The organism is Streptomyces sp. NBC_01296 (genome assembly GCF_035984415.1).
Taxonomy (GTDB): Bacteria; Actinomycetota; Actinomycetes; order Streptomycetales; family Streptomycetaceae; genus Streptomyces.
Map to the genome: position 1 here is coordinate 163280 of NZ_CP130720.1, position 18706 is coordinate 181985.

Sequence of the window (18706 nt, forward strand, 5' to 3'; positions counted from 1 at the left end):
CGGGCCCACCCACTCAGGCAGTTCCCCGCTCGAGGTGCTCCACATGCTCACCGCTTCGTCAACGACACCGCAAGAGGCGCGACTCTGACGGCCGGCCTACCTCTACGACACAACGCCCAACTAGTGCCGCTTCAGGCAACGTTCGCCCCGAGTGAAGCATCGTTCGGTTTGCTGCGCTGGAGGGCACTGGACGGTCAGAATGATCACGTGGCTGAGCGTGTGCGGGTCCGGGAGATTGACGATGACGAGGGCAGACGGTTGCTGCGGATTGTCCGCAGAGGAACTGGGTCGGTGGTGACCTGGCGGCGGGCCCAGATGGTGCTGTTATCAGCGCAGAGCATGCCCGTGGCGAAGATCGCGGAAGTGACGTTCACCAGCGCGGACCGGGTTCGCGACGTGATCCACAACTTCAACTCCGACGGCTTCGACTCGCTCTATCCCAAGTACAAAGGCGGCCGGCCCAGGACTTTCACACTGCCCGAACGCCGGGAGATCGAGAAGATCGCCAAGTCCAAGCCGGCCGAGCACGGCCTGCCGTTCTCGACCTGGAGCCTGGCCAAGCTGGCCGACTTCCTGGTCGCCGAGGGGGTGGTCGACGACATCAGCCACGAGCGACTTCGGGTCCTGCTCCGCGAGGAAGGCGTCTCGTTTCAACGCGTGAAGACCTGGAAGACCTCCCGCGACCCCGACTACGCCGCCAAGAAGGCCAGAGTCGAGCACCTCTATGCGATCGCCGACGGCGAGGTCATACCCGAGGAAGGCGAACCCGAAGTCGTCTTCTGCATGGACGAGTTCGGACCGCTCAACCTCCAGCCCCACCCCGGGAGGCAGTGGGCGGAGCGCGGCGGCCGACACAAGGACCCCGACCGCGATCCCCGGCCCCGCCGCCGGGCGACCTACACCCGCCCGCACGGGGTGCGGCACCTGTTCGCCGCCTACGACCTCGCCAAGGACCAGCTCTACGGCCACATCAAGAACACCAAGAACCGATCGAAGTTCCTGGAGTTCTGCCGCTACCTACGCTCCCTGCACCCGGCGGACGTGCGCATTGCGATCGTCTGTGACAACTACTCGCCGCACCTGACGACGAAACGGTGCCAGCGAGTCGGGACGTGGGCAGCGGCGAACAACGTCGAGATCGCCTACACACCCACCAACAGCTCCTGGCTCAACCGCATCGAGGCCCAGTTCACAACCTTGCGCTACTTCGCCCTCGACGGCACCGACCACCCCAGCCACAAGGCCCAGGGCAGCATGAACCGCCGCTACATCATCTGGCGGAACAAAAACGCCGGCGACCACCACCTACGCGAAGTCGTGACCAGGGCAAACGTTACCTGATGCGGCACTAGTGTTCTGCGCCCGAAATCTCAGGGCTAAGTCTGCGCCTGGTTGCTCGGGTCGGATGGGGTGATCTTGGTGAGGTAGTCGGCGAGGGACTTGAGAATCTCGTCGGCGGTCTTCGTCCAGGTAAAGGGTTTCGGGTCCTCGTTCCAGGTCTCGATCCAGGCCCGGATGTCGTCTTCCAGTGCTTTCACCGAGGTGTGGACGCCGCGGCGGATGAGCTTGTCGGTCAGCAGACCGAACCACCGCTCGACCTGGTTGATCCAGGAGGAGCCTGTGGGCGTGAAGTGGACATGGAAGCGGGGGTGCCTGGCCAGCCACGTCTTGATCTCAGAAGTGTTGTGGGTGGCGTAGTTGTCGCAGACCAGGTGCACGTCGAGCTCGTGGGGCACGGCTTTGTCTATGGTGACCAGGAACTTCTTGAACTCGATCGCGCGATGGCGGCGGTGGAGTTCGCTGATGACGGTGCCGTCGGCGATGTTGAAGGCGGCGAAGAGGCTGGTGATGCCGTGCCGCAGGTAGTCGTGGGTGCGTCGTTCGGGCATGCCCGGCATCATCGGCAGCACCGGCTGTGAACGGTCCAGAGCCTGGATCTGGCTCTTCTCATCCACGCATAACACCACTGCCCGTTCCGGCGGGTTGTGATACAAGCCGACGACGTCGACGACCTTGTCGACGAACTGCGGGTCGGTGGACAGCTTGAAGGAATCCTGCAGATGCGGCTTGAGATCGAACCGCTTCCAGATCCGGCCGACCGTCGACTTCGACAGCCCCGTCCGAGCTGCCATCGAGGCCCGCGACCAGTGAGTATCCTTCCCCGGCGTGGACTCCAGCGTCGCCACGATCACGTCTTCGACCTGGTCAAGGAGAATCGAGGGCGGCCGGCCCGGACGGGGCTCATCGACCAGGCCTTCAAGGCGATGGGCGATGAAACGACTGCGCCAGCGGTCGACGGTCGAGGCATCGACACAGAGCTCGACCGCGGCCTGCCTGTTCGTCCCGCCCTCCGCACAACGCAGGACGATCCTCGCCCGCAGAGCCAGAAACTGGGCGGTCTTCGCACGCCGGGCCCACCGGACCAACTGGTTCCGTTCAGCCTCACTCAGAACCAGATCGGCCTTCGGCCTGCCGATTCGGGCGGCATCCTCGAGTCCGGCCATCCCCTCGGCGGCGAACTTCCCGCGCCACTTCCTCACCGTCGCTGCGGTCACACCGACCTTGACCGCCACCTGCGCGTTCGGCACCCCGCCTGCGCACGCCAGCACAATGCGCGCCCGCTCTGCGAACCGCGGCGCCACCGCCCCACTCGCCCAGCGGGACAACTCGGCGTGCTCCTCATTGGACAGGCGGACTTCGACGGCACGAGGACCTGGCGACATGACAACAGGCTACAGACTTAGCCCTGAGATTTCAGGCGCAGAACACTAGCGTCCGAGGAATCTCTCGACCACTGTCGCCAGCGCCTCTGGGTTCTCATCCGGGGCGAAGTGGCCGGCGTCGTCGAAAACCTCGAGCTCGGCGTTCGGATACCACTGCAGCCAGGTGGACCGCATGGTGTCGGGGCCCATCGCCGGGTCGTTCGCACCAGCCACGACAAGCACCGGGGTCGGATTTCCCTCGAGCCGCTCGTGGATGTCGGAGCCGCGAGTCCAGGATTCGAGGTAGGAGCGCAGGGCAGCCGACGAGGAGCGTTCCGAGCCGCTCACCCTGGCATCCAGCCATGCATCGTCGTGCCGACCGCCGGTGGTGACGTCAAAGATCGTCCTGCGGTTGCCAGAATCCTCCACGGCCCCGACGAACAGCTCCCACATCTCCCCTTCGAGCGGAAACCCGGACGCGGGTACCGGCGAGATGCCGACGATCGAGCGGACTCGCGAGGGGGCATCCAGCAACATCTGCTGGGCCGCCTTGCCGCCCATGGAATGACCGATCACCGCGAAGGTGTCCCAGCCGAGGTCGTCGGCCACGGCGAGGGCGTCCGCCGCGACCTCCTCCATCGTGTACGTGCCGGGGGTGTCCATCGCCTCGCCGTACCCACGGCAGTCCACGAACGCGTAACTGAACGCACTCCCGTCCAGGTACCGCCGCAGATGGCCGAAGCTCGACCTGTCGCTGAGCCAGTGGTGGAGTGCGAGGACCCGCTCCGGACCATTGCCCTGCACCTCATACGGAATGACGTGTCCTGCTCCATGGCCTGTCACAATGCTGGGTCTCCCCCTCCGGGCCGGGCCCGGAATCCCGTCGGCTCGTGGATTCGCTCCGACGGCGTAGCAGCGTGAGCGGGCAATCGAAGGCGTCGCAAGCCAGATGAATCCTGCTGGTCAAGCCACCCTGGCTCGGGAACCCCCAGACGATCCCGTAAGGGCCAGCTGGTCAGGAAGGCCCTGTTCGCGTTTCCGCCACGGCCGACCGAAACCGTGAGGCTAAGGCCTGATGTTCTGGTTCAGGTGGAAGAGGTTCCCCGGGTCGTACGTGCGCTTGACCTCGACAAGGCGGTCGTAGTTCCCCTTGTAGTTGGCCCGGATGCGGTCCTGGTCGTCGTCCGCCATGAAGTTGACGTAGCCGCCCTCCTCCGAGTGCGGGGGGGGTGGCCTCGTAGTAGTCGCGGACCCAGGCGGTGTTGGCCTCGTTGTCGGCGGGGTCCGGCCACATGCCGGCGATGACGGTGGCGAAGGAGGCGTCCCGGTAGGCGAAGGCCGTCGCGTCCGGGGCGACGCGGTGGCAGGCGCCGTTGATCGGGTAGATGTGGACCGTCGAGTTCACGGCGGGCACCCGAGGCCCGTGCACCAGGTGCGCCTCGATCGCCTCGTCGCTCAGCTCCGTCACGAAGTTGGCCTTCCAGTAGTGCTGGAGACCAGGCGGCACCAGCGCGTCGAAGGCGCTGTTCAGGGCGGGGTACGGCATGACGCCTACGTGCTCCGCGACCACCGGGGCGAAGTCGTGGAAGGGCCGGAGGGCGCGCTCGCCCTCCTCCGTCGGGCCCGCCCAGCACGACACGATCAGGATGAAGGTGCCGCCGTGCCGGTCCTGCGGGATGAACGGCAGCGGCGGGGCGATCTGGAAGGCCGGGAACCCGCCGAGCTGCTCCGGCGCGTCGGCGATGAAGTCCCGGTAGCCGCGCAGCACGGCGCCGGCGCTGTCCAGCTCGTAGAGGATCGGCCCGCCGTAGATGTCCTTGACGGGGCTGAGCCGGAATTCGAAGGAGGTCACCGCGCCGAAATTGCCACCACCGCCGCGCAACGCCCAGAAGAGGTCCTCATGCTCCCGCTAGCTCGCCACGACGAGCTGTCCCTCCGCCGTCACCACATCGGCCGAAACCAGGTTGTCGCAGCTCAGACCCAGTCCGCGGTCGAGGCAGCCGATGCCGCCGCCCAGGGTGAGGCCGCCGACGCCGGTGGTGGAGATGATCCCACCGGTCGTCGCCAGCCCGAAGGCGTACGTCGCCGCGTTGAAGTCGCCCCAGGTCGCGCCGCCCTCGGCACGCGCCGTCCGCCGTACGGGGTCGACGCGGACGCTCCGGCGGTCGGCGGGTTTGTCGACTCGGCGGCGCGCCGGTATTCGGCGTTGATGCGTTGATTGCGCACGTCTTCAACGGCCAACACCCTCGCGCCTCCGTACCTGAGGCTCGCCAGACGGGTCAGCGGTAGGGACTCCAGCCGCCGCACCGGGCCAGCACGTTTCCCGCCGCAGCCGGACTCAGGCCGAGCGCGGAAGCGGCCCGGACTGGTGTGGGGGCGGCCCGGTACTGCTACCGCCAGAGCGCTCTGGTCACCGGGCCTCGCCCGCGCACGCCCTATCGGCGCGGACTGCGCCCGACCATAGCCGCAACCAGCCGGCGCCCCGCATCACAAGCACAGCGTTCGACACCCTGTGTGACATCGAACGGGGTGCGTTGACGCCCGAAGCTGACACCTCCATACCCCCGCCCCTTCGTATCCCGCCACGGTCGGGGGCAGGCGCCGCGGGTGTCGTAGCGGTCAGGGCAGAGCTCGTAAGCCACACGCCGGTATCGGGTCACCGATTCGGCCCAGTGCCCGTAACGGTCAGGCGGTCCGGGCGGTTGTGGGGTGCGTCGTCCGAGCTGGATTCCCCCGGCAAACCGTGAGTTCAAGGAGAATTTCCATGTTCCGTATCGCCAAGGCCGTAGCCGCTACCGCCGCCGCCGGTGCCGTCCTGGCAGGCGGGGCCGGCATGGCCGCCGCCGACGCCACCGCCGAGGGCGCCGCCATCGGGTCCCCCGGCGTCCTGTCCGGCAACGTCGTCCAGGTCCCCATCCACATCCCCGTCAACGTCTGCGGCAACACCGTCAACGTCGTCGGTCTCCTCAACCCCGCCTTCGGCAACACCTGCATCAACGCCAGCGGGCACAAGGAAGGCCACTACAAGGGCTAGCAGCACGGCGAGTACTGACACCACCAGGCCCTGGACCCGGCGCACACAGCGCGCCGTCTCACCCAGCGCCAACTGAACCAGCCGCAGCGCACAGCCCGGTATCGAAATCGGCCTCCCCTTCCTTCCCCAGGGGAGGCCGCATCGTGCCGGGCTGTGCGCTGCAGCCTTCGGGTATACGCAGCGGCTCCGTCGTCGGGAAGAGGAGCCGTTTGGGTATGCGGTTGGACACTGTCAGGCGTGGCTGTGGTGATGCCGCTTGTTACCGGTGCGCGAGGCGGCCGAGGCCAGGGCCCAAGCTCACCCCGGCCCGCGCAGCACCTCTTGACGATCTGCGGCTCGAACGAGCCCTCCCGGTCCCGCGGGACCTCGAGCACGACCGGGCCGACCTCGGTCACCACAGTCCTCGACCGGCCCCCTTCCGGGTCTTGCCCGAGCCGGGCCTCTCATGCTTCTCATGCCCGAGGTGGTCAGTGATCTCGCCTTCCAGAGCGGGCTCGAGGATCCTCTTCGTGAGCTGCTGCAGCAGACCACCCCGGCCAGTCAGTTTGATCCCGTCGCCTTGGCCCGGTCCACCAGCTGACTGATCAGCTGATCGTCCAGAGCGTCCGGCACCAACCCGGACGGCTGCACTTCCGCCAAGGCCTCCGCCGACACGGTCACTTCTATCATCAGGCGTCACTTCCTATTCGAAGATCCACCGTTGACCGTACAGACCCGCAGCAGACACAGTGTCCTGTGCAGGTGGACCTTGCACATTCCAACTTCACCTTGCATCGAACACCGCACATTCCAGTTGGATCTTGCCTACGTGTCCGGTATCGGTTAGGTCTGCCCTTATCAGGCAAGTTGACATCTCACCGTGGCTGGTCTGGGTCGGACTCGGTCGACGGTGGATCTTCGAACGGGAAGGGACAAGGACGTCATGCCGGGCGGCGGAGGGCGCATCCACGGCGCAGTGCGGTTCAAGCCGCTGGCCGAAGTGCTCTCTGTCGGCGCGCCTGCCGCTGCAGGAAGCTGACGACCAGTAGGGTCGGTCGCGACTGCGGCACGCATCAGGCGAAGGAGTCACCCATGGGAGCCCTGCCCGACGGCATCTACCGCATGAGCCTCGACGACGAGACACGCCTCACCTCGACGGACGAGAGGACCGTCACCCTTCTGCCTGCCCAGGATGATGCACGGCAGGAGTTTGCGGTGCGGTGCACCAGCGGGGACAACTACTCCATCGCTAAGCCCTCCCCCTACTGGCCCGTCCCGTTCGTGTGCCACGACGGCGACCCGAAGGAAGGCGCGAGGGTGATCCTGCGGGTGAGTGACTTCCCTTCCAACGAGTGGAAGATCACCCAAGGTTCGGGGCCGAAAACCTTCACCATCGTTGCTGCCGGTGGCGGACCGTCCCTGACGATCGGGCCCGGGCGGATCCCGATCTTCCCGCCCATCCTGGAGCTGACGTCCAGTTCCAACGGGGACCACAGCTGGATTTTCGAGTTCGTCCGGGAGTCGTAGTCGCGTGACGCGCCTCGGCCGCGCTGGGTACGGCCGAGGCGGCGTCACTCTCCGATGGCACTCAGCCCTCGCTTACATTCCGGTGAGGCTGACCAAACTGCGCCGCGACAGGACAATACGGCTGGGGTTCGCGAGCTGGAACGGCGATCGGGGGCGCGGTCCGTCGCCGAAGATGCAAGGTAAGTCTGCGCAACTGGCGCCGGTCGTACAGACGAACTCTTCACCTCGCTGGTCACGACCGTCGTCCGGCCGCACCGGACACACAGCAGCGCCCCGGAGCCGATCAGCTCCGGGGCGCTGCTGCCCTCGTGATGCAGCACCTTCGGGAAGGGGGCGCGGCAGGTGTTCTTCGGGGCCGCTACTGGTCGGGGTGGACGGCCTTGGTCGGAGGACCCGAGCGCGCACACGACGACCCTCGGCCGGCCGCGGGCCGTTCTGTGGTGCCGGGCCGGAATGACACTGCGCGTCCTGGTCCTGGACGACGCCGGACCATACCGGCGCGCCCTGGAGGAGCTCGGCAGGAAGGCCGATCCGGTCTGGGCCGGCCAGGTCGGGATGACGCTCGCCGGTGACCTGGCCGTCGGCTTCGGCGCGACGATCGCGCTGAACACCGAGACCGACTGGAACGAGGTGAAGAGCGCCTGGGCGGTCGACAAGTACGGCCGCCCCGCCAAGGACCGGTACAAGATGGGGGCCGACCGTGTCGGCGGCACCAACGACGACCAGCTGAGGGTGGTCCGGACGTTCTTGGCCACCCTGCTGCTGATCCGGCAACCCGCCGACGAGCGCCGGGGCATGTGGCAGGAGGAGCGGGTGAGGCCCGCCGGGGCCGCTCTCAAGCGCCTGCGCCGGGCGGGTGCCGAGCATCCCGACGCACCGGTCCGCTACATCACCCTCCGCCAGTCCATCCGGCCCGCACCGGACGACGACCACGGGGCCCGGGACACCGCGGGCCGCGTCTACCGGCACCAGTGGTTTGTTCGTCCACACCGGCGCACCTACCCCGATCACAACGACCCCACCGGCTTCTCCCGTAAGTGGGTCGGCCCCTACCTGGTTACCCCCGCAGGTTGCGAAAGCGCCCCCATCCTGGGCCGAGAACGAGTCGTCAGCGTCCTACGCCGCTGACCGCGAGCCAGCACCGACTCCCGCCAGCGGTCGGAGCCACGACCTGCCGCAGCAGCGCGTCGGCGGGCGCGCGAGTCCGGCCGGGCCATGAACCGGCTGTAGCACTGGGCGAAGGCCTCGCTGGTGCGCTCTCGGTCGGCCAGCGCTCCCAGATCTCCCAGGGTCCGCACCACGTCCGGGTAGTGGCGTGTGCCCCGGATCGCGAGCAGGTCCTCCACGCGCCTCCACGCGGCCTCGGGGTCGTGCTGCCGCTCGCGGCTTCGTGGGCCACAATTCGAGAGTCCGGGGCCTTCCCCCGCGCGCACGTGCGAGGCTCAGGCCGGGGCGGACCAAGCGATGGGGCCTTGTCCGGGGAGGATCTCGGCCAATCCCTGCGATGCCCGGCGGTGGCCGGCCGGCGACCGGTAGCTTCGCCGCCATGACGACCCCCTTACTCCACCGCCGTCCTCCCGCCGCTCCCACCTCCACCCCGCCGAAGGGTCGCCCGACGACCGCCCCCACCCGCCCGGACAAGAACCCTCCGATGCCGCCCAACCCGCCCCAGCCCCGATAAGGAGAGCTGACTGCTGTGCGCGTGGACCGGCTCCCGTACGAGGACCTCCCCGAAGCCACCCGGCAGGCCGTGGCCGACCGGGTCGGGCCCGGCTGCCCGCGCGTCGACATGGACAACGGCACCAGCAGCTCACTGGCCTCCCTGTTCTTCCCTCCGGGCGCCCCCAAGCAGTTCATCAAGGGGCTCCCGCTGGACCACGAGCGGCTGGATGAACTCGAAGCGGAGGCGGCCGTCAACCCGTTCCTGCCCACCTGCGCACCGAAGGTGCTGTGGCGGACGGAGGCGGGCGGCTGGCTGCTGGTCGCCTTTCAGGGCGTGACCGCCACCCCATGGGCGTGGTTCGCCCAGAGCAGCGACCACCTGGAGCCGATCGCCGCCGTGCTGCGCGAGCTGAGCGTGCGCCCCGCGCCCCAGACACTCGCAAGGACAGCGTGGGACCGGTGGGGTGAGTACTGCAACCCGGCCGACGAGCACCTGTTCACCGGTGACCGGCTCGTGCACTCCGACCCGGCCGCCAGCAACTTCATGATCGGGGAGAACCATCGGGTGTGGCTGACCGACTGGGCCTGGGCGATGCGCGGCCCGGCCTGGATCGACGCCGCCCTGTGGGGGATGCGGCTCGTCCTGGACGGCTGGCAGACCCCCGAACAGGCGGCCCGCTGGGCACAGTCCATCCCCGCGTTCGCGAGCGCCCCCCGCGAAGCCGTACGCGCCCTCACCGAAGCCGAGGCGCGCTCCTGGGAAGCCTGGCAGAAATACGGGATGACCGAGCTCGACGAGACGATCGCCGCCGCCCGCGCATGGGCCGCACACTGGAGCTGACCGCGGGCCACCGGTCCCAGGTAGCTGGTGAAGCCGCACCCAAGCATCTGTACGCCCCGCCCGATGCAGCCAGATGCGCAGCCGCAGGCCTTCGGCGGGACACACCGGAGACCCTCGAGCGCAAGAGGCCACCATGACTGTCCGCGCAGGCGAGCACACCCGATGACCAACTGGTCCTCACTACCTGTCCACCCCGAACAGGACCCCATCCCCAACTCAACAGCCCGCGGAACCTGGAGACCCCGTTATACCGCCCAGACCCAGACCCCTGACACCGAAAAGAGAATCGTCCTCGACAGCGAAGCGAGAACTCCCACATGACGACTGCTCAGTTTCCCTGACCGACGTAGTTGGCCCGCCTGGCCAGATGCGTGCTCAGTCGGGTACCACACTCCGCCTGCGGCCAGACGACCTCGCAGCCGGCTGCCGTCAGATACCGGCAGCCTGCAGTTGGGCGAAGGTGCCGACCTTCGCCGACCATGCCTGCTGGCCCTGTAGAGGACGCCATCCGATCAGCGAGTCGGAGGTGACCGTGTCAGGCCAGATCATGTAGCCGAGCATGACGAGCTCACACCCCGCCGCATGGGCTGCGTCGGCCGGGAATGTCGGCCAGTCAGGCCAGTGCGAGAGGTCCTTCTCGGCGAGGGGCTCGCGACTTCCCTCGCGAACCACTTGCAGCAGGTAACCGCTGTCCGCCGCCTTGCAGATGGCAGTGAGATCACAGCGGAAATCGTCAGTCGTCATGGCAAAGGACGCTAACAAGATCAGCGTACTGGCGAAGTGTCGGGTACCGGCGTGGGTGCTGGCCTGGGGCCTGGACCACCATCGAACTGTTCCCGCAACCGCTCCGGGTACGGGCCGTACCTACCGATCGGCAGGTACGGCTCGATGAACTTCCACTGGGCATTGGTGAGTTGCCTACGAGTCACGACCACAGTCCTACCGGCTTCCACCCCAGGAAGAGGACAGAACCCAGGAAGTGATCACGACATCACACAGGCCCTAGCTAGTGTCCTGCGCCGGAGATCCGTTGGCAGAAGCGGGCGAGTGAGTCGAGGATCTCTTCGGCTGTCTTGGTCCAGGTGAACGGGGTCGGGTTTTCGTTCCACTGCTTGGCACAGGCTCGGATGTCGGCTTCCAGGGAGGGGACTGTAAATCGTTCGTTTGACAGACCCGCGCGGCCACACACCACCAGAAACCGACAAACCATCACGGAAAAGACCGTTGCCGTACTAGCTCTGCCAAGGGCGGAGGCCGATAGTGAGTGGCCGATCACAGATTTCCAGGGTTGCTCATCGTTCCGCGCCGGGAGACCGATACCGGACTTGGCCGGCTCTGTGTAGGGCACCCAGCGTTTCATCGACGGTCAGGAGAACGGTCGTCTCGAACGAGCTGAGCGCGCCGCCTCCACTGATCGCGAGCGCAACGGCAGCCATGGACACGTTGTCCGGAGCTTCCCACAGGTTGTAGCCGTCGTGCGTGCCGAAGGCATACCAGAAGCCGTGGAGCTTCCCGCCGACGGACTCGATGTACGACCGTGCGGCCTCTGCACGGTCCTCGGGGTGGCCGATCAGCCTCGCCCATGTCTCCGGCGTGTAGCTGAACCTCGATAGATAGAGCGGCATCCTGTTCTCCTTCGTTTTGCCAAGGGATGCCACGCTGGGTGGGGGACGCGCCGGATGCAGCCCGCGGATCCCCCAAACAGCCGGGAACGATGACCAGCACGGCCCACAGTCGACGGTGAGTGGGGCCGCCGGGCGGTGGTGCCTACCCTGATCACCGTTGAGCCCGCTGACGGCCTCTGCGGGGACGGCGGACCCTGGAAGACTTCTCCTCCTCGGCCGCCACGACCAGTCGGGCCGGCTGCGCGCGGTCGGCCTAACGGTGCGCGTGTGCCCGGAGGCCCGGCAGGTCGGGGAGCCTCTGACCGAGCCCGGCCCCGACTACCCCTGGGGGGGTGTCAAGACAGGTCAGGATCAGCTGGCGACCCCGGCGGCCACGTTCTTCGGCGCAACGGGAAAGTCGGGCCTGCTGGTCTCCGCCCGATGAGGGTTGTGGACCGTTCTTGCGATCCGTGGCGGACCGGGCGCTGGTGCTGCCAGACCAGTTGCTCACCGCCCCGGCGATACCGCGCGACCGCGGCTACGGCTTGTGTCAGTGGAGCATCGGATAATTCCGATCATGGTTCACACTATTCCTCTGACCTTGCCCGCGTCGATGGTGGAGGCGCACCGAGTCGATCTGACCGCCAAGCCCTCCGAACCTGACACTCTGCCGCTCATGCATGCAGACCCCATCGACCAGGCGCGACGTCTCGTCCGCAGCCGATTTCCAGATGCGCTCTCGGTGATCCTCGCCGGCTCCACGGCTACGGGACGAGCCACTGCCAACAGTGACCTGGACATCGCGGTGCTCATCGAGGACGGCGGCGTAACCTGCCGGGAGACCATCCGGTTCGAGGAACGTGTCGTAGAACTCTTCGTCCACACCCGTACCGGTCTCCTCGAGCTCTTCGCCGCAGACGTCGCCGCACGGCGGGCGGTCCTCCAGAACATGTATGCCTCCGGTCTGGTTCTGGTCGATTCCGATGGCGAAGCCGGGCGCGCTCGCGCCCTGGCCGAAGCGGACCTCCGCGGAGGTCCGCCTGCACTGGAAACGCAGGCCGTCGATACGAAACGCTACGGTCTGACGGACGCACTTGACGACCTCGCTGACGCGAGTGACCCCATCGAGCGTCTGGCCGTGGCCGGGTACGTGGTCAATGCCGCCGCCGATCTGCTCTGCGACCACCATCACGCGTGGATCGGCGGCGGGAAGTGGTTTCCCCGCCGCCTGTTGGAAGCCGACCCACAGCGCGGAGCCGCCCTTCTCGAAGGACACCACCGCTTGTGCGGGTCAGGCGACCCCGCAGCACTGATCAGCGCAGCGTTGAAGGTGCTCGACCTCGTCGGCGGCCCTCTCCGCGAGGGATACCGCAGGACCTGGCACGGCACCATCGACTCGGTTGCCGCGGCGCGCTGACACAGAGTGCCAGCACCGCGGCCGACAACGGACAGCTGGCAACCCCGTCCATAACTTCTTCTCCAGGGCCAGGCCGCCCGCCAGAACGCCGGGACCGGGGACGGACTCGGCGGCCTGGGCGAGCATCGGCTCGAAGGGAGGGGTCAGGACCACTCGGGGTTGGCCTCCTTCACCACCGCTCCGGGCCAGCGCTCAACGGCGCGCCCTTCACGCCGTCGGACAACGCGGTGGTCTTTCGGGCCGGCGGCTCGGGGCGGTCTTGCTTCCACCACCAGCACCATCGTCTTGTCCTACTCCCGCCAGGCCATGACGGACTCGGGCGGAAGCTCGTACGACTTCTCGACGGTCCCGGCGGGGCCGCTCCACCGGACCATACTGTCGCCCCGGACCCATGTGATCACGGGGTCAGGATCTTCTTCTGCCACTTGGCTCTTCCTCAGCTCATCGCCAGGTGTTGGTGTCCACGATCTCGCTGGCCTCCAGGTCGATGCGGCCCTGGAAATCACCCGCGTTGCGCGTGACCATGATCATGAGCGGTCGGCCGTCCTGCGGCACGGCGAGGTAGAAGCCGTGCACTTCGCTCGGCGTGTACACCAGGCCACGCGGCGGGTGCAGCCGGAACCGCTCCGAGCCGTCGGCCCGGAAGACCACCGCGTTGTCCGCCGGGGTGAACGGTGCAGTGTTGATGGCTTCCACCACCACGACCAGCGTCTCGTCGTCCTCCCGCCACGCCATGACATCCTGCGGCGGACGCTCGTACGACTTCTCGGCGCGCCCTGCCGGCCCACTCCACCGGACCGTGGTGTCGCCCGGGGCCCAGGTGACCACGACGCCGGGATCTGCTTCTGTCACTTGGGGATCTCCGTGGGTGGGCCGACTGGGATCAGTCCGGCTCGGTCTTCGAATTCCATGATCTCCATCTGACCCCCGCCACCGGGAGAAGGTGTCCCAGCTTCGGCCATGGCCAGTGGTACCCGGGTCGGATGCGTGACCCCGATGTGGCCGCCGTCAGAGGTTCAGGCTGACAATCCAGTAGTCGTATTCCTCTGCGGTGATACCGCAGATGTGGTGGCCGGATGGGGACCGGGCGATGAATTCGATTCGCCCTTGGTCATCGACGAGGCGGGATACGTCGGCGGTCTCGGTGAGGCGCACACGGACCCAGCCGACCTCAGAGCTTCCGGTCACGACCGCCGTGAGGAGGAACGTCCCATCATCGATGACGATATCGGCTTGACGGGCATGTTCAAGCCACAGCTGGTGGACTCCCCCGAGGTCTCCCTTCAAGGGGAAGGATGCGCTGGGCTCCACGCCGAAACCCGCCATGGCGCGCCAGGCCATGTCGACCGATGGGCCGGGTTCGTTGCCCTGGACCCCGTCCACCTCAAGGCCACTGCTCCGGATGAGCTCGATGAGGTTGTCCTCGCTGGTCCGCATTCAGTTTCCCTCGTATTGATCCGAAACGCTTTGGGTTCATGCTCGTTGATGGTGTGTGAGTGATCTGGTGGGGGATGCGCGGGCCTGGCCGCCGGACGCGCAGGAGGCCGTGCGGTTGCTGGCGGTGTCCGCGCTGGTGGAGGGCCGGGACCGGGTAGAGGTTGCCTCCCTGTTCAAGGTGTCGGCCAGGGCCGTGGACAACTGGTGGGCGAAGTGGCGGGCCGGCGGCCGGGACGCACTGCTCTCCCGCCCGCGAGGCCGTCGCGTGGGTGAGCATCAAGTCCTGTCGGAGGCCGAGCAGGCAGCCGTCCGGCAGGCTGTCCTCGATCACATCCCCTCCGACCTGGGGCTTTCTGGTCAGCTGTGGACACGGGGGCAGATAGGCGAGCTGATCTTCAAGCTGTACCGGGTCCGCTTCACCGAGCCCGGGGTGGGCAAGTACCTCAAGCGTTGGGGGCTGACCTTCCAACGTCCGGACAAGCGGGCGGTCGAGCAGGACCCGGAAGCGGTCCGCCTCTGGCGCGAGGAGACCTGGCCGGCGATCCGGGCCAGGGCGAAGGCGGAGAACGGCGAAGTTCTCTTCGGCGACCAGGTCGGGGTCCGCTCGGACCAGGTCACCGGCCGCACCTGGGGGGCCAAGGGCATGACTCCCATCGTCCGCCGCACCGGGAACCGGTTCTCCGTGAACGCGATGTCCGCGATCAGCACCCGTGGCCGGATGCACTTCATGGTCTTCACCGAGTCGTTCGACGCGAAGGTCATGTGCCGCTTCCTCGCCCGGATCGTCGGGCACTTCGACCGGAAGGTCCACCTGATCGTCGACCGGCACTCGGCCCACCGCTCGAAGACCGTCCAGGCCTGGCTCGCCGGCCACCAGGACCAGATCGAGCTGCACTTCCTGCCCTCGTACTCACCCGAACTGAACCCGGACGAGCTGGTCAACGCCGACCTCAAACGCAGCCTGCTCCACACCCACCGGGCCAGGAACCAGGCCGAACTCGCCGCCGAAACCCGCAGGTTCTTCCACAGACGCCAGCGTCAACCACACATCGTCCGCGGCTACTTCGGCGGCCCACACGTCCGCTACGTCCTGGACGAGAACCCTTTGAGTTTCTGATCAATACTACGGTGAGATGGAAATGCGCCGCCGCGACCGCCGTCGTGACGGCCGTGGCGCCACCCGTACGGAACGCTGCCTCCTGCACATGTACTGGGCGCTGTCGGGATACGGCCTGCGTGCCTCGCGGGCGTTCTGCTGGCTGACCGTCATGGCCACCGCCACCGTGCTCGCGCTGATGCTCTGGGGGCTGCCGAACAGCGACCCCAAGCCTCAGGTCACCGGAACCCAGCCACGGCCGGCCACGAAGTGGCCCTCATCATCGATACCCCGGACCCGGTCCTGCACAGTGCCATAGCCGACCGGTTCAGCTGGAAACGCGCGGAGAAAGCGGTGCGGGTGGTTGTGAACTCGGCCGTCTTCCGCTCCAGTGGCCAGAATCTCACGACCTGGGGCATCTATATCGAGATGGCCAGTCGGCTTCTCGGAGCGCTCCTTTTGGCTCTCGCGGTCCTGGCCATCCGCGGGCGTGTCAAGCGGTAAGCAGCCACGCGATGGGCACACGGTCAGGAAGTCAGAGCCCCGGGCGGGCAGTGTGGCGGGGGCCGAGGCGGCGCCGTAGTTCGAGGTTCTCGCTCTGGGCGGCTTCCAGGGCCTTCCGCAGGGCCTGGACTTCGTCACGGTGCCGTCGCTTGAGCTCGGCGAGCTGGGCCGTGAGGGTGCGGACGATGCCGCTGGGCGAGTCGTCAGGGGGCGGCGGGACCGGCCGTGGCGGGTGGTTTTGCTGCTGGGCCCGAAGCTGCTCGACGCGTTGGCGGATCTCGGTGCACCAGTAGAGGAAGTCGAGGGAGACGTCGGCACTGTGAGCCAGTCCCCGGAAGGTGATGGGCTGGCCGCGGCGGATCATTTCGCGCAGGCCCTTCTCGGTGCGGGCCTGGCGGAGGTTGTCGGGGTTGCCGCGCATGCCGGTCAGCTCCCGTCCTGACTGCGGGTGATCGCGTCGGTGCGGGCGTCGACGCCGGCCCCGCGGACAGCCTGGGGCGGCCCGTCGGCCAGCCGGGTCTGTTCGAGCTTGAGGATGATGCGGCCGAGGGCGTCCTGTTCCTGGCGGCGCCCGGCGAGCACGCGGGACCTCTGTGTTGTTCAGCCTTGGCTACGCCACCACCAGATCCGTGCCAGATGCCTTGGTTCGCGTGTACTGCCTGGTCAGCTCCAACGAGCCGAATGCAGACGGGGAGTTGTCCCAACCTGACGGGAATGCGGTGATTGAACGAGCAAGCTCCTGAGGAGGCGTTGGTCGTTCTCGTTCAGGCAGGCCTGGAACCGCTCGAAGTCAGCTCGCCGAACCCGCGCGGAAAAGGCAACGAGGTTGACGTAGCGTTTCACCAGATGCGGTCGGTCCTCTGACAGTTCGGAGAGACGAGGAAGGAGATTCTGACCTACTCGATTGGCCTGATCGAGAACTCCTGAAGGTGACATTTCAGGAGCCATTTCCTTGCCGACGGTGAGCCGGGCTATCACACCGAGCGAGGCATCCAGACTTCCAGAACACAGGTATCCAACCTGGTCGCGCGTGTACATCGCAGCGCGATAATAGGGCAGGATCCATGGGTTGATGAAAGCCGTCCACTTCATGGCGCCCAGAACTGCCAGAGGAAGTGCCAGCTGACTGTGCCGGGCCTTGAGCGCGCCGATGTAGCCCCCCAGGAGGAAGCGCAGAGGTTCAGGCCCCTCCTGCTGAAGGTCGGCGGCGAATCCCCCCTCGATGAGGAGTACGCGGGTCCCCAGCAGGCTGGTCATCGTCATCTTGCCCTCGACATCGTCGGCCACATAGACGTCGACAGAGCGACCATAGTCCAGTTTTCGCTGAAGTCCGATGAATTCGGCATGGATTACCGGGAAACTTTCCGGCGTCACCTTGATCGCCCGTCCGAGAAGACGGGCCCTCCTCAGGCGGTGGCTAAACCATATGAAACCGACAATAAGGAGAATAAAGAAGAGGAACCACAGGAAATCTGCGAAGTGCGCCAACGCCGCGATGACGACGGCCAGGAGAACAATGGAAGTGATAGCCAGGCAGCATATGGCGAGCGTCAGCCTTGAGCGTTCATAGGGGTGTATCACGGCTCGGGACCGGAGTTGGGGGTCGCGATCCGGCATATCGGGGAACGTCATGTCGCCTCCCCTCTCACCCCTCCATCCTCCTCCTCACAAGCCCCTCCCGCTCGTCGCAGGGTGGCGCGTCGGGACCTTCGGTCTGCAATGCCCACTGCCCAGACGACATGAGCCAATCCGGCCTGATCCGAAGAAGGGCTCTTAAATCGACATAGCCCACTTTTGATCAGAAACGGTTTGGGTTCTGGGTCGTTGGAGGGGTGTGAGCGATCTGGTGGGGGACGCGCGGCATCTTTCGCCGTCGGCGCAGGAGGCCCTGCGGCTGCGGGCGGTGGCCGCGTTGGTGACGGGGCGGGACCGTGGGGACGTGGCGGCTGTGTTCGGGGTGTCGCTGAAGGCGGTCGACGGCTGGTGGGCGAAGTGGCTGGCCGGCGGGCGGGACGCGCTGGCCATGCGTCCGCGTGGCAAGCCGGTCGGGGTGCACCAGGTGCTCGGGGAGGCCGAGCAAGCCGCGGTGCGGCAGGCGGTCCTCGATCACCGGCCCTGTGACCTGGGGCTTTCAGGCCAGTTGTGGACGCGGCGGCTGGTGGGCGACCTCATCGCGAAGCTGTACCGGGTGCGGCTTACCGAACCGGGGGTGGGCAAGTACCTCAAGCGATGGGGACTCTCCTTCCAGCGCCCCGACAAGCGGGCCGTCGAGCAGGACCCGAGGCCGTGGCGCGCTGGCATCAGGAGACATGGCCGAAGATCCGCGCGAAGGCTAAGAAGGACGGCGGCGAGATCCTCTTCGCCGACCAGGCCGGCATCCGCTCCGACTAGGTCACCGGTCGCACCTGGGGCGAGAAGGGGAAGACGCCCGTGGTGCGTCGGAGTGGGAACCGGTTCTCAGTGAACGCGATGTCGGCGATCAGCACCAAGGGCCGGATGCACTTCATGGTCTTCACCGACAGCTTCACCGCCGAGGTGATGTGCCGCTTCCTGGACCGGCTCGCCGGACACTTCGACCACAAGGTCCATCTCGTGCTCGACGGGCACTCCGCCCACCGTTCCAAGAAGGTCCGCGACTGGCTTTGCCGCCCACCCCGACGACGTCGAACTGCACTTCCTGCCGCCGTACTCGCCCGAGCTGAACCCCGACGAGCTGGTCAACGCGGACCTCAAGCAAAGCCTGCCCCGGCAGCGCCGGGCCCGCGATCAGGCCGAACTCGCCGCCGAGACTCGCCGCTTCTTCCGCAGACGCCAGCGTCAGCCGCACATCGTCCGCGGCTACTTCGGCGGCCCACATGTCCGCTACGTCTTGGACGAGAACCCCATGAGTTTCTGATCAATAA

The 18706-nt window shown here is 67.0% G+C and carries 20 protein-coding genes and 3 pseudogenes; 11 read left to right on the forward strand and 12 right to left on the reverse strand.

Features of this window, described 5'->3' with window-relative positions; all coding sequences use genetic code 11:
- The first annotated feature begins 207 nt into the window (after positions 1-207).
- A complete protein-coding gene (locus OG299_RS00745) occupies positions 208-1341 on the forward strand; it encodes an IS630 family transposase (RefSeq protein ID WP_327360011.1) in 1134 nt (377 codons plus the stop codon).
- 35 nt (positions 1342-1376) lie between these two features.
- Here OG299_RS00745 and OG299_RS00750 read toward each other — a convergent pair whose 3' ends face one another.
- From OG299_RS00750 to OG299_RS00765, 4 genes are all read right to left on the reverse strand, one after another.
- A complete protein-coding gene (locus OG299_RS00750) occupies positions 1377-2723 on the reverse strand; it encodes an IS630 family transposase (RefSeq protein ID WP_327360012.1) in 1347 nt (448 codons plus the stop codon).
- 45 nt (positions 2724-2768) lie between these two features.
- Complete coding sequence (locus tag OG299_RS00755) at positions 2769-3545, reverse strand: alpha/beta fold hydrolase (RefSeq protein ID WP_327360013.1); 777 nt, start codon at positions 3543-3545, stop codon at positions 2769-2771.
- A gap of 172 nt (positions 3546-3717) precedes the next feature.
- Positions 3718-4554, reverse strand: a complete 837-nt coding sequence (locus OG299_RS42545) for a hypothetical protein (RefSeq protein ID WP_442817467.1) — start codon at positions 4552-4554, stop codon at positions 3718-3720.
- Between the two features lie 57 nt (positions 4555-4611).
- Positions 4612-4902 (reverse strand): FAD-binding protein, encoded by a 291-nt coding sequence (locus OG299_RS00765; RefSeq protein ID WP_327364419.1) that lies wholly within the window; start codon positions 4900-4902, stop codon positions 4612-4614.
- 564 nt (positions 4903-5466) lie between these two features.
- Between OG299_RS00765 and OG299_RS00770 the strand changes: the two genes are divergently transcribed.
- Positions 5467-5736: a chaplin gene (locus OG299_RS00770; RefSeq protein ID WP_327360015.1), complete on the forward strand. Its 270-nt coding sequence runs from the start codon at positions 5467-5469 to the stop codon at positions 5734-5736.
- A gap of 317 nt (positions 5737-6053) precedes the next feature.
- Here OG299_RS00770 and OG299_RS42550 read toward each other — a convergent pair.
- Positions 6054-6405 (reverse strand): annotated as a pseudogene (locus OG299_RS42550) (transposase); the annotation flags it as partial.
- Between the two features lie 402 nt (positions 6406-6807).
- Here OG299_RS42550 and OG299_RS00780 point away from each other — a divergent pair.
- From OG299_RS00780 to OG299_RS00790, 3 genes are all read left to right on the forward strand, one after another.
- On the forward strand, positions 6808-7242 hold the full coding sequence (locus OG299_RS00780) for a hypothetical protein (RefSeq protein WP_327360017.1): 435 nt from the start codon (positions 6808-6810) through the stop codon (positions 7240-7242).
- Positions 7243-7695: 453 nt separating this feature from the next.
- Entirely contained in the window at positions 7696-8370 is a 675-nt protein-coding gene (locus tag OG299_RS00785) for a hypothetical protein (protein WP_327360018.1), read from the forward strand.
- A gap of 568 nt (positions 8371-8938) precedes the next feature.
- A complete protein-coding gene (locus tag OG299_RS00790; protein WP_327360019.1) occupies positions 8939-9745 on the forward strand; it encodes an aminoglycoside phosphotransferase in 807 nt (268 codons plus the stop codon).
- 429 nt (positions 9746-10174) lie between these two features.
- On the opposite strand, the gene OG299_RS00795 is transcribed toward OG299_RS00790, so the two are convergent.
- Positions 10175-10489 (reverse strand): hypothetical protein, encoded by a 315-nt coding sequence (locus OG299_RS00795; protein ID WP_266673959.1) that lies wholly within the window; start codon positions 10487-10489, stop codon positions 10175-10177.
- A gap of 548 nt (positions 10490-11037) precedes the next feature.
- On the reverse strand, positions 11038-11370 hold the full coding sequence (locus OG299_RS00800; protein WP_327360020.1) for a GYD domain-containing protein: 333 nt from the start codon (positions 11368-11370) through the stop codon (positions 11038-11040).
- 556 nt (positions 11371-11926) lie between these two features.
- Between OG299_RS00800 and OG299_RS00805 the strand changes: the two genes are divergently transcribed.
- Positions 11927-12766 carry a nucleotidyltransferase domain-containing protein gene (locus tag OG299_RS00805; RefSeq protein ID WP_327360021.1) on the forward strand — a complete coding sequence of 280 codons (840 nt, stop codon included), beginning with the start codon at positions 11927-11929 and terminating at the stop codon, positions 12764-12766.
- Between the two features lie 441 nt (positions 12767-13207).
- On the opposite strand, the gene OG299_RS00810 is transcribed toward OG299_RS00805, so the two are convergent.
- Both OG299_RS00810 and OG299_RS00815 read right to left on the reverse strand, forming a co-directional pair.
- Complete coding sequence (locus OG299_RS00810; RefSeq protein ID WP_327360022.1) at positions 13208-13618, reverse strand: hypothetical protein; 411 nt, start codon at positions 13616-13618, stop codon at positions 13208-13210.
- Positions 13619-13774: 156 nt separating this feature from the next.
- Positions 13775-14203 (reverse strand): hypothetical protein, encoded by a 429-nt coding sequence (locus OG299_RS00815; protein ID WP_327360023.1) that lies wholly within the window; start codon positions 14201-14203, stop codon positions 13775-13777.
- 55 nt (positions 14204-14258) lie between these two features.
- On the opposite strand from OG299_RS00815, the gene OG299_RS00820 reads away from it, so the two are divergent.
- Positions 14259-15320 carry an IS630 family transposase gene (locus OG299_RS00820; RefSeq protein ID WP_327360024.1) on the forward strand — a complete coding sequence of 354 codons (1062 nt, stop codon included), beginning with the start codon at positions 14259-14261 and terminating at the stop codon, positions 15318-15320.
- Positions 15321-15336: 16 nt separating this feature from the next.
- Positions 15337-15618, forward strand: a complete 282-nt coding sequence (locus OG299_RS00825; RefSeq protein WP_327360025.1) for a hypothetical protein — start codon at positions 15337-15339, stop codon at positions 15616-15618.
- 216 nt (positions 15619-15834) lie between these two features.
- Here OG299_RS00825 and OG299_RS00830 read toward each other — a convergent pair whose 3' ends face one another.
- From OG299_RS00830 to OG299_RS00840, 3 genes are all read right to left on the reverse strand, one after another.
- Positions 15835-16224, reverse strand: coding sequence for a DUF6262 family protein (locus OG299_RS00830; protein ID WP_327360026.1), 390 nt, complete (start codon positions 16222-16224; stop codon positions 15835-15837).
- 5 nt (positions 16225-16229) lie between these two features.
- Positions 16230-16385, reverse strand: a complete 156-nt coding sequence (locus tag OG299_RS00835; protein ID WP_327360027.1) for a hypothetical protein — start codon at positions 16383-16385, stop codon at positions 16230-16232.
- 81 nt (positions 16386-16466) lie between these two features.
- Positions 16467-17435 (reverse strand): M48 family metalloprotease, encoded by a 969-nt coding sequence (locus OG299_RS00840; protein ID WP_327360028.1) that lies wholly within the window; start codon positions 17433-17435, stop codon positions 16467-16469.
- Between the two features lie 316 nt (positions 17436-17751).
- On the opposite strand from OG299_RS00840, the pseudogene OG299_RS42555 reads away from it, so the two are divergent.
- From OG299_RS42555 to OG299_RS42565, 3 genes and pseudogenes are all read left to right on the forward strand, one after another.
- Positions 17752-18075, forward strand: a pseudogene (locus tag OG299_RS42555) (winged helix-turn-helix domain-containing protein); the annotation flags it as partial.
- Positions 18076-18236: 161 nt separating this feature from the next.
- Positions 18237-18386 (forward strand): annotated as a pseudogene (locus OG299_RS42560) (IS630 family transposase); the annotation flags it as partial.
- Between the two features lie 115 nt (positions 18387-18501).
- On the forward strand, positions 18502-18699 hold the full coding sequence (locus tag OG299_RS42565; protein ID WP_442817571.1) for a hypothetical protein: 198 nt from the start codon (positions 18502-18504) through the stop codon (positions 18697-18699).
- The last annotated feature ends 7 nt before the right edge of the window (positions 18700-18706 follow it).

Coding starts and splice junctions, on each gene's coding strand:
- OG299_RS00795 (WP_266673959.1), bottom strand. CDS start 10,489: ATGACGACTGACGATTTCCGCTGTGATCTCACTGCCATCTGCAAGGCG.
- OG299_RS00840 (WP_327360028.1), bottom strand. CDS start 17,435: ATGACGTTCCCCGATATGCCGGATCGCGACCCCCAACTCCGGTCCCGA.
- OG299_RS00805 (WP_327360021.1), top strand. CDS start 11,927: ATGGTTCACACTATTCCTCTGACCTTGCCCGCGTCGATGGTGGAGGCG.
- OG299_RS00780 (WP_327360017.1), top strand. CDS start 6,808: ATGGGAGCCCTGCCCGACGGCATCTACCGCATGAGCCTCGACGACGAG.
- OG299_RS00815 (WP_327360023.1), bottom strand. CDS start 14,203: ATGCGGACCAGCGAGGACAACCTCATCGAGCTCATCCGGAGCAGTGGC.
- OG299_RS00830 (WP_327360026.1), bottom strand. CDS start 16,224: ATGCGCGGCAACCCCGACAACCTCCGCCAGGCCCGCACCGAGAAGGGC.
- OG299_RS00800 (WP_327360020.1), bottom strand. CDS start 11,370: ATGCCGCTCTATCTATCGAGGTTCAGCTACACGCCGGAGACATGGGCG.
- OG299_RS00770 (WP_327360015.1), top strand. CDS start 5,467: ATGTTCCGTATCGCCAAGGCCGTAGCCGCTACCGCCGCCGCCGGTGCC.
- OG299_RS00825 (WP_327360025.1), top strand. CDS start 15,337: ATGGAAATGCGCCGCCGCGACCGCCGTCGTGACGGCCGTGGCGCCACC.
- OG299_RS00785 (WP_327360018.1), top strand. CDS start 7,696: ATGACACTGCGCGTCCTGGTCCTGGACGACGCCGGACCATACCGGCGC.
- OG299_RS00750 (WP_327360012.1), bottom strand. CDS start 2,723: ATGTCGCCAGGTCCTCGTGCCGTCGAAGTCCGCCTGTCCAATGAGGAG.